This window comes from Methylomonas sp. LL1 (genome assembly GCF_015711015.1).
Taxonomy (GTDB): domain Bacteria; phylum Pseudomonadota; class Gammaproteobacteria; order Methylococcales; family Methylomonadaceae; genus Methylomonas.
This window is the reverse complement of the sequence record NZ_CP064653.1, coordinates 2054598-2066682: the sequence shown is the minus strand read 5'-3', so window position 1 is coordinate 2066682 and position 12085 is coordinate 2054598. Positions and strand designations below refer to the sequence as shown.

Sequence of the window (12085 nt, the reverse complement as noted above, 5' to 3'; positions counted from 1 at the left end):
AGTGAATTTTTTTGGAATCTACAAATTTAAGATATTACAAACCGGTTGAAGACTTTCGAGCCTGTTTTACTGACAGTATTTGCGATATTCAAAACTCAGTTAGATTTGAGATCGGAAATAAATTAGACGGCCAAGCGCTTGAATCTGAAATTAATAGAATATTTGAAATTTACTTGAACCTTGCTCACGGTGCGGCTATTGCGCACGAATCAACCGGACAAGACCTTGATAAATGCCTAAATGACGCGCTAACTGAGTCAGACTCGAGTGACGACGATTTGATACTGTCTATAGCGTTTTTTTATGCCTTGAAGTCCGGATACAACTACGCACAAGGCCGAATGGATTTAGCCATGAAAGCGCTAATCGATGCCAATTATTACATTGGGTCTTATTATGGTTTTTGTCACTTTGCTACTGGAGACAGAACCATAAGAAGCAAAGGCGGTAAATTTAGACATATAAAACATCCGCCAACGAGAAAAGAAGCGGCAATTAAATATTATCGAGACAATGAGGATAGGCTAAAACTAAATAAAGAAAACGCGGCTGATGAAATATCAAAAAAAGTTAATTTATCATTTGGATACACAAGAAATTTATTGAAGAAACTATAAATAAATCAGGACATCAGCTAGCTGTCGTTCTAGTTATTTTTGCTAATTCCATCATCATGCAGCCATGTATAACAAGCATCATCGGGGTGCAAAGGCATGGCCACAACAACACACAAACTACCTGAAACCGGTTTCCTCCGGATATGGTCGATAGTTGGGGATAAAAAGAAAAAAATCCCCCCGCTGATTCCTGTTGGTCGGACTACGTTTTTGAATCGAGTTAAGGATGGAACATATCCGGCACCGGTAAAAATATCCGAGCGAACAACTGCTTGGCGAGTCGAAGACATTCGCGCATTGATCGAAAAACTTGGCGGTGTAGCGTGATTGTTTTCTTGACACGCAAAAACAGCAGAGCTATTCTTTTGACCGCTGGCACATCCAGCACCGGGCGTCGAAACCTGGTTAGAACCAAAGGCGAAAAAATCGCCGCAGACCTTAGCGGCTTTTTTATGTCTGTCATTCAGCATGGCGTTATGCCGTGTCTTTTCTGTTATGGCGGACTGATTACGGGCAGCGTTCGGCGCTGGCTGCACCTTTGGGCAGTTTTCGACCCCGTTTTCAGTCCGTCACCCGATAGCGTCGAAACTATCAGTGGCGGTTATTCCATCACCAAAGGAGTTACCGCGTTATGAACACCCAATTTATAGGCGAAATCCGCCCAGAATCCACCCAAGCACAAGCCCGCCGCCAAGATTTGGCTGAAACGATCAAGCGCAAACGCGAAAGCCTCGACATGTGTATCGAGTCCGTGCTGTACGAAATCAACATCGATCATCTTCGCGGATCGTCACTCGTTTGCTTGCAGATTGTTTGCCAGGAAATCGCCGACGCCTGCCAAACCGCGCGTGATCAAGCCAAGGCCGCAGCAGTCAAACCTGTTCAGGACAAACCCGCCACGATTTACTTGGTACCGAGTGCCGGTGGCGTCGAGAGTCGTCCAAAAACGTGGACCCTGGCCGGTTACATGAAACGCCAAGCCGAAGAGCTGGGCCTGCAACCAATGCCGCTCGAGGCCGATTTGCTGATCAAGCGCGTTAGCCAACCAGGCGAGTCGGGCCGATTTCTGGCTGACGCTTTATTAAGCGCCTACCGTAAAAACGTCCCTTTCCGTCATTCACTGTTCGAGCTGATCAACCTGGACGCGGAAGCCTTCCGCTTGTTTCACCAGGTCCTGCACATTCGCCACGTTCCCGGCTGGGACGACAACGCGCTTTATGCGATCGAACAGCAAATCAAAGCCATTCTGGAGGGTTGAGACATGACTGAAAAAACGAAAAACCAAGTCTTTATCACCGACGATTCGGCGCGCATCATTAGCCATATCAATTACCGACTGGAGCGCTTGCAGGACGAAATCCAGCGCCTAAAGGCATTAGATTATTTGTTGACCAACAGTACAAATCACGAAATCAGCGAGTTGGCGTGGCTGGTTGAACCCATTGCCGCCAACATGGCCGCGATCCAGGAAGAGTTGATGGACTTTTCAATGACAAAAGGACTTGCCATCACCACACAAACCAAACCGGAGGCCGTCAATGATTAATTCAAAGCACGCCAAAACCGCTATCCCCCAAATACTGACCGCCGCCCACAGTCTCAGCAACCAGTTTGTCGAGTTGTCCTTCATCTGGGCGACTTTATCGGAACCCACGGCAGCGGCGGCGCTCGATCAGTTTTATTCGGCCGCCAACCTGTTCGATGAAATGCTGGGCCAGATGTTTGCCGAACAATACGGGCGCGAAGTGGAGCAGTTTGATTACTGCCCGTTAATCGATAGGTCGTCGTTTTCCGAAGTAGGTCTGCGCATGAGGGCATTAACGGACCATCTAGCCAAGATAGGCGCATCGCCTAACCGTTGCGGCCGGTTTACTCGTCCGTGGCTATGGGGGCTTTGTCAGCGCTCCGCCTATTTAGTCGCGGCGGTCGATTGGCTGGTCGGTGAGGGCCGTCCGGACGACACAGAAGTGGAAAACTCATTTATCGGCGCCATGGCTGGATCGGCCGACTTCGGTCACCGGCTGTCGCCCATCGGCCTCGAGCACGGCACGCTTGGATTATTGGACACGGTGAACATGTCGATCAACAAAGCCGTGGCCGTCGTGACAATGTTATCCAACAGCTTTGCGACCGACGGCGACGAAGGCCGGCCGAGTGACGATTCGGTGTATTACGCGCTGCAAGCGGTGCAACACGAACTTTTGGACGTTGCGGCCGTTGTCGAGTCATTCCATAGGAATACGCCAAGGTAACGCGCATAAAAAAGCCGGCGGAGTTGAGGAGCCCGCCGGCCATTTATCAATCAAGCTTCTATTCAAAAACCGAAGACAGTTTAGAAGCTTTTTGCAGGGTTCGCAAGGAGCTAATGCAATGAATATAAACGATTTAATTGACGCCGTTCGCGCCGATATGGCCGCGCATGGCGTTGAGACAGACGACAAACTAATAGCCGATGGCGTGTTGCACCGGGCTCACGCCGAAGGTGACAAGGTGGGCACGCTAAACATTTCCTACCTCATCCACGCTGACGGCAATCCGTCTTGGTATTTTGAGTATTTCCCAAGGTCGATCAAGAAAACCGGTTCTTTAGCGGGCGAACGTAGAACCCTGACCCCATCCGAACGTAGGCAGATCGAAACCGAGCGCAAAAAGCGGCAGCGAGAACGCCACCAACGCCAGAAAGCAGCCGCTGAAAAAGCCCGGGCCATTTGGCATAAGGCCAATCCTATACCCAGTACCCGGCACCACGGCTATTTGATCAAAAAAGGTGTTAAGCCCTTTCAAGTGCGGCATTACAATGAAGCGTTGGTAATACTGCTCTACAACGAGTCTCGCGAACCGGTTAACCTGCAATTTATCGACGCCGCCGGCAATAAGCGATTTCTTGCCGGCGGCAAAAAGAAAGGCTGTTTTTCGGTGATCGGCAGCGCTACCGGTGCCGACAAGGTTGTGATTTGCGAAGGTTGGGCCACTGGCGCCAGTCTGCATGAAGAGCTGGGCGTATTCGTCATGGTGGCCATGGACGCCGGCAACCTGGAACCGGTCGCACTGGTTACACGGCGCTTGTTTCCGGATGCGGAAATTATTATCGCTGGCGACAACGACGAGAGCGGCACCGGCCAAGCGGCCGCGCGCAAAGCCGCGCTGGCTGTCGGCGGCAAGTATTTGATTCCTGAGCAAGCCGGAGCCGACTGGAACGACGTGATTGCAGCGGGAGGCGCGGTTTGATGGACGGTTCCCACGACAAACCAACCGAAGACCTGTTTGCCATGCTGGCGGCGGAGGGCGAATTGCCGCCAAAACGAAAACCGGTTATCGATCTCGACCGGGATTCGGTCGATCCACGCGGCAATCAAGCCCAGGCGCAAGCCAAGACGACAGCGGCGCCGGCAACCAAGCCGGCCGGTATGCATCAAGTCAGCGCCCAATCGAACCAACCCCCGGTCGCAAACTGGGCGAACGGTGACCCTATTACGCCGGACGATGTGCTCGAACTCGCCAACATGAACGAGCTGTACTGTCATGCCATGCTTGGCGGTAAAAACGTGATTGTCGGCCGCCGTTACTGCCAGGTGCAGGGGCAAGTATTCACCTTTGAATCGCCGGCAGAGTTTAAGAAAAAATTCCTGCACGAGAAAAAAATCAGCGGCAAGAACCGGGGCCAGGCTTGGCTTGAGTGGCCAGGCAAAAACATCAAGCTGGGCGGTACCGGGTTTTTTCCGGATCCACAAAAATGCCCGCCGGACGCATTGAACTTTTTCAGAGGCTTGCAGGTTAAGCCCATGGCCGGCGATGTGTCGCCATACCTGGATCACCTCAAGCATGTGATGTGTTCCGGTCATGAACCGTCTTACCGTTACCTGATTGGCTGGATGGCGCACCTATTCCAAAAGCCGGACATCAAACCCAGCGTGGCCGTCGTGTTGAAATCGGTGGAAGGCACCGGCAAAGGTACCATGGCCGAGCCGTTGCTAAGAATCTTGGGAGCCCACGGCAACAAGACCAATGGCGCCTATGCGATTGCCGGACGGTTTAATAGCACGGTGGCCAATCGACTATTGATCTTTGCCGACGAAGTGGATTTGACCGATAAGCACGTGGCCGACCGCTTGAAAGGCATTATCTCGGAAACCACGGTCAACATGGAACGCAAGGGGTTGGAGATCGAACCTTTGCCTAACTATTGCAGGCTGATATTCGCCAGCAATCACGCCAAGGTGTTGAATGCAGGCATACGCGAGCGGCGTTATTTGGTGCTGGAGCCATCCGACAGATACGCCCAGGACGCGGCCTATTTCAAAAGGCTTTGGGCCTGGATCGAGAACGACGGCCCGGCAAAATTGTTGAACTACTTGCTAATCGTCAACATAGACGACTTTAACCCGTATTCCTGCCCACAAACGGCGGCATTAATCGCCGAGAAGCTGGGTAATCTGTGCGGCGTTAACCAGTTCTTCTACAACCAGATTACCCAAGCCGAACCTTTCGGCGGTCGGGCGCGTATTCATGCAACCGAGTTGATCGATGACTTTATAGCCTGGAGCGTGGAAGAAGGCGAGAAAGTCACCAAGGCCGCAGCGGCAAATCTTACCGGTCGCACCATGGCGAAATTGGGGATAGAGGTGCATGGTCGTTCAGATCGAGGAAACGGCAAGTTTTACGAATTACCGGACAAGGCGGTACTGGTACAGCAATTCGCCAAAATGTTGGATGTACCCGAAGAGGCCTTGGAGTCGTGAAAATTTCAAAATGCCGTTTTTTGCTGTACCAACTGTACCACCAACAAAAAACCGCGCTATTTCAGTGTCTTAAGTGGTACAGCAAATATTTAATTAACTATACCGTATCTATACCAACTAAACCAAAAGCCGATAATTCGCTTAAAAGTGGTGTAGCTGGGGTAGTTGGTATAGCAGCTATCCAGGCAACTGCACCGGCTGTAAGCCGCGCCATTCGTGGCTTGCGGCGTGGTGGTACAGTTGGGATGGCAAAAATCGACTTTTTTTTGTTTTTTTTATTTTGGCGGCTTTTTGAGGAGAAACCGCTTTCATGGTGGAGGTGAATTGCTAAACACATTTGCATGGCCGGCTTGAGGAGGCAGACGACCACTGTTTAAAGGTCATTTATCAAAAACCAATTGAGGATTTGAAAATGACAAACACCATTAACCCATTGGCGGAATTGCGCCGGCAAGGCTACGACGCCGATTTACACCATAACCGGATTAGGGTTTGGCCAAGGCACAAGATGAAAAAATCGCTGGCTTTGTTTGTGACGGCCAACTTGCCGGAGATTGCTCAGGCTTTGGTGGTTGAAAGCAACGAGAAGCGCATTAACAACGTGTTGCTGTGGGATTTGCCGGCGCCGCCGCTCATTGCCTCCGACGATCCGGAAGACGCGATGGAAGGTGTAATACCCAACCACCTAAACGGCCAATGTTTTGCCGGCGTACCTGGATACAGACCTGTTTATGAACCAACTGGTGGAAACCGCGAATAAATTCGATTGTAGCGCTTGGGCTTGAGGAGGCTTAACCGGCCGTAGGAAACAACGGTCGGCATTTGTAACTAATTTGGAGAATGAAAATGGCTTTAACCGTATTACCAGAAAATACGCCGCTGACCCAGTTGCGCGCCCAAGGCCTCGAGGCCGAATTCGACCGCGCGCGCCTGGTCATGTACCCGCGGCCAAAAATCACCAACACGATTCGTCAATTCGTTGTCGACAATCTGGAGGCCATCGTCGACGAATTGAACCTGGAAGGCTATTACACCAAGAACTCCGATCCATTGGGCTACTCGGCGAGAAACAACGGCGATGTCCGGCGCAATCAGGGTTGGCTTATTTGGTCGCTAGACGATCCTACGCGCGCGGCACTGGGTGCTAAACCGGTCGATCTTACGATAGACAGCGTTCCGGATTCGATGAACGGTAACTTGGCGATTTAACGCTGACGGCACGGGCTTGAGGAGGCTGGTCCGGACAGTTCAAAGCCGGAGTTTTCTTTAATAAATTATTAGGTACAAATCATGGACAAAAATCGAAACGAATTCCTTTCGGAGACGAGTAAAAAACTGACCGGAATAGTCAAAAAGATTAATGCCGCCGGATTAAACATGTCTCGCGAAAAAGCCAGTGAGCTCAAGAAGGAGGTTGAGGACGTCAAGGGTAGTCTGTTTGCGATAAGCGACATCGAGCCGGATATTAAACATATCGAGTTGTTCAAGGAAGGGGCGGATTTGGCGGAACAGTTGCTGAATACTATCGCCAATCCTTACGAACATTTGGTGTAACCCTTAAACCGCTACACAACCATGCTGCACGGGCAACTGTGCAGCATCATTAAAAATTTAATTGAGTATTTTTATGAACCCTGAACAAATTAAAGAATATGTCCGGCTGAAGTCGGACATAAAAGCCGCTGAAAGCAAAATTGCGGATAAAAACCAGCAGGCGGCAAACTTAAAACACCGAATCGCGGAAACAAAAGCCACGATTGAAACCATCACGGCAACGCTTGAACGCGAGGATCAATTAAGCGCTTCAAATTCAAAACTCAAGAGGCCGACATTAACCGGCGATCAGTACAAGGAGCAAAGGCAACATTTATCCGAATTGAAAGCGGAATTGCCGACACTGCAACAAGGTCTTGATGATGAAACCCGGGAGCTGTCTATTTTTCAATCCGAACTGGCGGGTTTGCGTAGCGCCTTGCAGCGCTGCAATGATTTGCTGATTGTTGAGCTGGTGGAGGACTCTACCGTCGAGTTGGTTTCTCGGGCCGGCGAATCGATCAAACGCTTGGTGATGTCTATCATTGCTGTTGAAGGCAACTATGAAGGTTTTAATTACGAACAGAAAGAACAATTCAAAACCAAAACCTATCGGGTTATTTGCGAACAGTTATTGCCTGTTGTATTTGCCGAAAGCAATGGTTTACCCGGTCTGCAAGCGTCGCGGGAATATGTCGCCGGTCTGATCGAAGGCGAGGCCGCTTAATTTATTGGTGGCGGGATTATATAGTTATTTGCGGCGACCATGGTGTTTGGTCGCCGCTATCAATCAATAGAATTGACCTAGTTTGGAGACAAATTGAAAAAATCAGACAAAACCAATCCAATCCGGCCAATGTCTTCGCACACAACCGGCAGTGTTGAATTTTTTTAATTGATAGGTGTGTTATGGCCGCGAAACAAGACAGTGACGGTACCTGGCGCGTGCAGATCGACCGCAAGGGAATGCCGAGAACCCGGCGCACGGGCTTTGCTTCCAAAGAGGAAGCCGAATTGTTCGAGCGTAATTATCTGGCCGAGCACCGCGTCAATTACGAACAAGCGATGGATGGCCGCACGCTGAAAGAATTGATCGAGAGTTGGTTCATGTACCACGGCATTAACCTGGCAGACAGCGAACGCCGGCGGCGGGCATTGTTGCAAATGGCCACCGATTTAAAAAATCCAGTGGCCAGCCAGTTAACCGCCGAGCAGTTTCTGAAATATCGCTATGAAAAAACCTTCGAAGGCGATACGGTTTGCTTCAAAACATTCAATAACTTGCACGGCTATTTGGCAGCGGTGTTCAACAAGTTGAAGAAGCTCAAGGTTATTACTTACCATTCGCCAATCTGTGACGTGGATTTCTTCAAAATACAGGAACGGCAGTTGAACTATTTGAGCCGGTCGCAGATTGACGAGTTGCTCGAGTCGATCAGGATACATGCGCAAAACCTAAGCACTTGGTGGGTGACTCAAATCTGTTTGCGCACCGGTGCCAGATGGAGCGAGGCCGAAAAGTTGAAGCGCAAGCAATTGCGCGATGGCCGAATCACATTCGAGTTCACCAAGTCCAAGAAAACCAGAACCGTGCCGCTGGATCCCGTGTTCTTTCATGCCCTTGATCAGTACGCCGGTTACATGAATCCGGACGATCGACTATTCACTAACTGCATTGGGTCATTCAGGCGAGCGGCGAAGCATACCGAGATCATATTCCAGCGCGGTCAATCAACCCATATCTTGCGCCATTCCTTCGCCAGTCACTTCGTTATGAACGGCGGCAATATCCTGAGCCTGCAGAAAATCCTAGGTCATGCGGACATCAGCATGACTATGCGTTACGCCCACCTGGCGCCGGACCATTTGAAGGATGCGGTGCTGTTGAATCCTCTGGCCGTTGCGGCTTGACTGACGCCGACCGGCCACGGTACAGCCAAAGACGGACCGCCGGGCAAAAATCACTCCTCCTCGCCCGCGCAGTTTTTGCACCAAATTTGTGCGCTGAAGTCTCAAAATGAAACAACATTATGTACGATTAATGAGAAAGCCATAGAAACGGCATGAAAAACGCTTAAAAATGGGTGTTTTTGCCGAAAATTGCATGATCGATAAATAACTGGGAAATTACGCCATCTGTAAAAATATGGCGGAAAATGCACGTTTTAGAAGTGAAATTTCAGTTTACAAGCCGACTAGAAATAAAAATTCATTTTTGATTCAAATAGTTACGGCGATTCACTGCTTTTTGTTGAATCAACACAGGCACATCGATAAAAAACAAATCCAATTACACATCAATGGCTTACATTAAAAGTGATTGGCGGTAATTGGCAAAGTTTAACGGTTTTTTGCGGGCCTGGATTCTGATCGGGTTTGTTTAGGCAAATCAACCTAAAATTGTTGCCGCTTTGGCTATCAGAATTAGCAAGGAGTTTCGTCTTAACGCATGGCATAGAACACAGTTACAATTAGGTCGAGTGATACGATTAGTGATACAGGTCAACAAGGTGTTATATATTTATATATAAAACAAATACTTATATATATTTTCGATTCCGACCCTCGTACCACCTACCTTTCTTAGGTAGTCCAAAGAAATTTAAAAACCCGCTAGCCGCAAGGCTTAGCGGGTTTTTTATTGTCCAAAAAATCCAGCCAAAACCAGTGACATCACCCAAAGAGTGATACGAACTCGATGAGCTGCTCTGTGCGGATGTGCTGCGCGAGTTAGTTGGCTCTCCCGGTTAGCTGGAAGGCTGCCCAGAAGAACGGGTGCGGAAATTGAGCGCGGGTCGACAGTTGAGCCTGGCGCAGCGCTTCGACTTTGTCATGTTGGGCTAGATTGCGATAGAAGGCCTGCATCAATTCCCCGGTTGCCTTGTCGTCAACTCTCCATAGGCTCGAAACGATAGCACGGGCTCCGGCATACAAGAAGCCTCGGCCAAGGCCCACAACATCGTCGCCACTCGCGATCTTGCCTAGTCCCGTTTCGCAGGCCGATAGCGTAACCAGTTCGGCATCCAAGTCCATTCCATAAAGTTCGCCAACGGTGAGCACGCCATCGTTCTCGCCGTCCTTCGCAAGATGAAGGCCCGAGTCCAGCGGGGCTTCGGCCTGAAAACTGCCATGGCTGGCGATGTGCAGGCGCCGAAACCCGCGCCCGGCCTTGCGGAGATTGGTTTCCGATGCATCCCGGCGCAATAGCAGGCGGCTATCCGGGTAAAAATGGCTGACGACCGTGGCTTCCTCACCGGCGAATTTGAGGTCCAGGGCAGGGTTGCTAAGGTCGGGGTTACCCAGCACAAGCATCGAAGCAGCGCTATCGGCCGGCATCGGTGACAGGAATTGCAATACGGACGCGCTGGGAAGAACACTCAGGCCGTAACGCTCGACCAGCATTTTGCCATCCGCTCCCCGCAGTACTGAAAAAGGCAAGTAATGAAGAGCTCCGTGAGGAACGATAATGATGCGGCTGGTCCCCGACAGTATTTTGTCGATAGGTTGCCACAGATGCTGATACAGGCGTTCGGCATGGCTTTGCCACTTGTCGCTATCCGGTTGTCCGATGGCGTTGCGTAGCGCCTGTATCTCCGTTTCAATCCGGCCTTTATCCAGCGTCACGGCGTGTAGTTTGCCGTTCTTGAGTACGAAAGCATGGAGATCGGTTCCCGAGTAGTAGTATTCGACCAGGGATTCTTCAGCCGACAGCATGGTTGCCACCTGGCCGATAGGGGTGATACCCACGCTGACCAACGAGGCTAGACGGGGCGAGGTCGCGGCCAATTGCTGCCGAGCAACGGCCAGCGAGCGAATCTCCGGAGTGTCCGGTCCGACCGGACTTACCAGTTTCTGCTGGGTAACCTGATCCAGGGAGTCAATCTCCGCTAAAACCCGACGCGCTTGTCCAGGATCGGCATCGCGGATTGCAAACTCGCTTTTCGATGCCAGCAGGTCAACCAACGCGCGGGATTTGGCACGTTCGGCGACATCGAATCCCTGCCGGTCGAGACCTTGTCGCAGCAGGAGGCTGACCAGTTGAGCATAGACCGCCTGCTTGTCGCCCACGAATCCGATGCGTCCGGCTTCGGTACTGATCGATGATCGGCGTTGCTCGATGACTTCGATTGCGCGTTGCAGCAGATCAATCGCGGCGGGCAGGTCGTTTTCCGTGATGGCGATACGGGCGCGATCATAGAGCACGACCCAGTATAGGGTGCCGTACTGGTTGATTTGAGGATGTTTCAATAACTCATCGTAACCAAGCTTAGCCTCCGAACCCCGTCCCGTTTCAAGGAGGCTCTTGCAGCGCATGAAGAAGCGCGGCAAGTTCTGGAAGGTTGGGTCGTAGAATGCCGTTAACGTCGGGCTGACGGCCGCGCCGGGATCGGAAATACTGGCCAGCGCCGAGGCAAAGTCCTTCAACGCGATCTGGATACGAGCCATTGCCGTGTATTTTTCCGGCCCTAGATTGCTGGTATCCAGATTAACGGCCCGAATTCGTTCCAGCTGCTGTCGCGCTTCGCTATCGGCCCCCGCCAGAGCTTGGGCAACGCCGAGGGTGCCACCGGTCATGATCAGTTGGGAGCGGTAAAAGGGCTGGTTTGGTTTCAAGTTTCCGGCGGCGGTATTGGCTTGGTGTATCGCCTCTTCAAGCAGGCCCTGGTCAAGAGCAACTGCAGCCCGAATGATGGCCGGATAGACGGACAAATCCGCGCCAAATGCCGAGCTATCTCCCGCCTGTAGCCGTTTCTCCAGCCGTTCCACTGTTGCCAGCGCCTGACGGTATTTGCCAACCTCGTAGTAGGCGCCGCCGAGCATCATCAACTGAAAACTGGAGACATCTTCGCCTCCCCGGATCGAAGGCTCCAAAGCCTCGATCAATTCGTGGTGTTTGCCTTGCTGGGCGAGGCTGCTGAGTTCCAAGTCGCCGCTTATGGCATGCACCGAACTCGACAGAAGTTGGATCGATAGGGTTAGAAGCCAGGTGAGGGGTAGGCGCATCCGGTTTAGCCTCCGTCGAGTGCTTAGATGTGACGTAGTTTTGACCAAGCCGCCTGTTTGCAACGGCTTGGTTTTTCAAAAATGGAAGATCGAATCGAAGAAGCCAAAGGTAAAGTTAAGGAAACCGCCGGCGCTCTAAAAGGGTTATGCATTCCGCTCGAATTCGAGCGGAATGATTTTGAAGCGCGGCCT

The 12085-nt window shown here is 51.2% G+C and carries 14 protein-coding genes; 12 read left to right on the top strand and 2 right to left on the bottom strand.

Going from position 1 to position 12085, the window contains the following annotated elements:
* Positions 1-11: 11 nt before the first annotated feature.
* Positions 12-617 carry a hypothetical protein gene (locus IVG45_RS09645; protein ID WP_196437603.1) on the top strand — a complete coding sequence of 202 codons (606 nt, stop codon included), beginning with the start codon at positions 12-14 and terminating at the stop codon, positions 615-617.
* A 29-nt stretch (positions 618-646) separates the two neighbouring features.
* Here the strand turns inward: IVG45_RS09645 and IVG45_RS22650 are convergent, their stop codons facing one another.
* Complete coding sequence (locus tag IVG45_RS22650; RefSeq protein ID WP_230874824.1) at positions 647-1087, bottom strand: hypothetical protein; 441 nt, start codon at positions 1085-1087, stop codon at positions 647-649.
* Positions 1088-1248: 161 nt separating this feature from the next.
* Between IVG45_RS22650 and IVG45_RS09635 the strand changes: the two genes are divergently transcribed.
* The 11 genes from IVG45_RS09635 (at position 1249) to IVG45_RS09585 (ending at position 8800) form a co-directional block, all read left to right on the top strand.
* On the top strand, positions 1249-1875 hold the full coding sequence (locus IVG45_RS09635) for a hypothetical protein (protein WP_196437601.1): 627 nt from the start codon (positions 1249-1251) through the stop codon (positions 1873-1875).
* A gap of 3 nt (positions 1876-1878) precedes the next feature.
* Positions 1879-2163, top strand: coding sequence for a hypothetical protein (locus IVG45_RS09630; RefSeq protein WP_196437600.1), 285 nt, complete (start codon positions 1879-1881; stop codon positions 2161-2163).
* Positions 2156-2869 carry a hypothetical protein gene (locus tag IVG45_RS09625; RefSeq protein ID WP_196437599.1) on the top strand — a complete coding sequence of 238 codons (714 nt, stop codon included), beginning with the start codon at positions 2156-2158 and terminating at the stop codon, positions 2867-2869. The genes IVG45_RS09630 and IVG45_RS09625 overlap by 8 nt, the downstream gene beginning before the upstream one ends.
* Before the next feature lie 118 nt (positions 2870-2987).
* Positions 2988-3845, top strand: coding sequence for a toprim domain-containing protein (locus tag IVG45_RS09620; protein WP_196437598.1), 858 nt, complete (start codon positions 2988-2990; stop codon positions 3843-3845).
* On the top strand, positions 3845-5356 hold the full coding sequence (locus tag IVG45_RS09615) for a primase-helicase family protein (RefSeq protein ID WP_196437597.1): 1512 nt from the start codon (positions 3845-3847) through the stop codon (positions 5354-5356). Before IVG45_RS09620 ends, IVG45_RS09615 begins: the two co-directional genes overlap by 1 nt.
* The gene (locus IVG45_RS09610) at positions 5353-5679 is read left to right on the top strand and encodes a hypothetical protein (protein ID WP_196437596.1); all 327 of its coding nucleotides are present in this window, start codon (positions 5353-5355) and stop codon (positions 5677-5679) included. The genes IVG45_RS09615 and IVG45_RS09610 overlap by 4 nt, the downstream gene beginning before the upstream one ends.
* 89 nt (positions 5680-5768) lie before the next feature.
* Positions 5769-6116 carry a hypothetical protein gene (locus tag IVG45_RS09605; RefSeq protein ID WP_196437595.1) on the top strand — a complete coding sequence of 116 codons (348 nt, stop codon included), beginning with the start codon at positions 5769-5771 and terminating at the stop codon, positions 6114-6116.
* An 86-nt stretch (positions 6117-6202) separates the two neighbouring features.
* Positions 6203-6565, top strand: coding sequence for a hypothetical protein (locus IVG45_RS09600; RefSeq protein ID WP_196437594.1), 363 nt, complete (start codon positions 6203-6205; stop codon positions 6563-6565).
* 81 nt (positions 6566-6646) lie between these two features.
* The gene (locus IVG45_RS09595) at positions 6647-6910 is read left to right on the top strand and encodes a hypothetical protein (protein WP_196437593.1); all 264 of its coding nucleotides are present in this window, start codon (positions 6647-6649) and stop codon (positions 6908-6910) included.
* Positions 6911-6983: 73 nt separating this feature from the next.
* Positions 6984-7616: a hypothetical protein gene (locus tag IVG45_RS09590; RefSeq protein WP_196437592.1), complete on the top strand. Its 633-nt coding sequence runs from the start codon at positions 6984-6986 to the stop codon at positions 7614-7616.
* Between the two features lie 182 nt (positions 7617-7798).
* A complete protein-coding gene (locus IVG45_RS09585) occupies positions 7799-8800 on the top strand; it encodes a phage integrase (RefSeq protein WP_196437591.1) in 1002 nt (333 codons plus the stop codon).
* 819 nt (positions 8801-9619) lie between these two features.
* Here the strand turns inward: IVG45_RS09585 and IVG45_RS09580 are convergent.
* Positions 9620-11893 (bottom strand): CHAT domain-containing protein, encoded by a 2274-nt coding sequence (locus IVG45_RS09580; protein ID WP_196437590.1) that lies wholly within the window; start codon positions 11891-11893, stop codon positions 9620-9622.
* Between the last annotated feature and the right edge of the window lie 192 nt (positions 11894-12085).

Bases quoted from the DNA above. Each gene is read 5' to 3' on its own strand.
- IVG45_RS09590 (WP_196437592.1), top strand. From the start codon at position 6,984: ATGAACCCTGAACAAATTAAAGAATATGTCCGGCTGAAGTCGGACATA.
- IVG45_RS09620 (WP_196437598.1), top strand. From the start codon at position 2,988: ATGAATATAAACGATTTAATTGACGCCGTTCGCGCCGATATGGCCGCG.
- IVG45_RS09605 (WP_196437595.1), top strand. From the start codon at position 5,769: ATGACAAACACCATTAACCCATTGGCGGAATTGCGCCGGCAAGGCTAC.
- IVG45_RS09600 (WP_196437594.1), top strand. From the start codon at position 6,203: ATGGCTTTAACCGTATTACCAGAAAATACGCCGCTGACCCAGTTGCGC.
- IVG45_RS09595 (WP_196437593.1), top strand. From the start codon at position 6,647: ATGGACAAAAATCGAAACGAATTCCTTTCGGAGACGAGTAAAAAACTG.
- IVG45_RS09630 (WP_196437600.1), top strand. From the start codon at position 1,879: ATGACTGAAAAAACGAAAAACCAAGTCTTTATCACCGACGATTCGGCG.
- IVG45_RS09635 (WP_196437601.1), top strand. From the start codon at position 1,249: ATGAACACCCAATTTATAGGCGAAATCCGCCCAGAATCCACCCAAGCA.
- IVG45_RS09585 (WP_196437591.1), top strand. From the start codon at position 7,799: ATGGCCGCGAAACAAGACAGTGACGGTACCTGGCGCGTGCAGATCGAC.
- IVG45_RS09615 (WP_196437597.1), top strand. From the start codon at position 3,845: ATGGACGGTTCCCACGACAAACCAACCGAAGACCTGTTTGCCATGCTG.
- IVG45_RS09625 (WP_196437599.1), top strand. From the start codon at position 2,156: ATGATTAATTCAAAGCACGCCAAAACCGCTATCCCCCAAATACTGACC.
- IVG45_RS22650 (WP_230874824.1), bottom strand. From the start codon at position 1,087: ATGCTGAATGACAGACATAAAAAAGCCGCTAAGGTCTGCGGCGATTTT.
- IVG45_RS09580 (WP_196437590.1), bottom strand. From the start codon at position 11,893: ATGCGCCTACCCCTCACCTGGCTTCTAACCCTATCGATCCAACTTCTG.